We start from the raw sequence: 764 nt of genomic DNA on the forward strand, positions 1-764 counted from the left end.
CCGTCTACACGCTGCCCGACCTCCCCTACGACTACGCAGCCCTCGAGCCCCACATCTCCGGCAAGATCATGGAGCTGCACCACAGCAAGCACCACGCCGCCTACGTCGCCGGCGCCAACGCCGCCCTCGACAAGCTCGCCGAACTCCGCGCAGCCGACACCCTCGCACCCGTGGTCAACCTCCACGAGAAGAACCTCGCGTTCCACCTCGGCGGACACACCAACCACTCCGTCTTCTGGAACAACCTCTCCCCCGAAGGCGGAGACAAGCCCGAAGGCGAACTCGCCGCAGCCATCGACGACCAGTTCGGCGGATTCGACGCCTTCCGCGCCCACTTCTCCGCCAACGCCAACGCCATCCAGGGCTCCGGCTGGTCCATCCTCGCCTGGGACTCCATCGGCCAGCGCCTGATCATCGTCCAGCTCTACGACCAGCAGGGCAACATCTCCATCGGCCTCACCCCCCTGCTCATGCTCGACATGTGGGAACACGCCTTCTACCTCGACTACCAGAACGTCAAGGGCGACTACGTCAACGCCTTCTGGAACATCGTCAACTGGAACGACGTCGCCACCCGCTTCGCCGCCGCCCGCACCCAGACCGCCGGACTCATCGTCCCCGCCTGATCTGCGCGCCTGATTCCTCGCCCCACCCCGCGTTCTGCGCCTTGTCCGGCTTCCGGCCCCGGCGCCACGCGTCGACATCGCGAGGGCGAGCGCCGTGCTCGCTGATATGGTTCTGTCACGCGATCTCACACATCGAGG

1 protein-coding gene is annotated in these 764 nt (G+C 66.2%); it reads left to right on the forward strand.

Features of this window, described 5'->3' with window-relative positions; genetic code table 11:
• On the forward strand, positions 1-626 hold a 626-nt coding region (locus tag IJ15_RS0123730; RefSeq protein ID WP_031940811.1), incomplete at its 5' end, for a superoxide dismutase.
• Between the last annotated feature and the right edge of the window lie 138 nt (positions 627-764).

Source organism: Prescottella defluvii (genome assembly GCF_000738775.1).
Lineage (GTDB): Bacteria > Actinomycetota > Actinomycetes > Mycobacteriales > Mycobacteriaceae > Prescottella > Prescottella defluvii.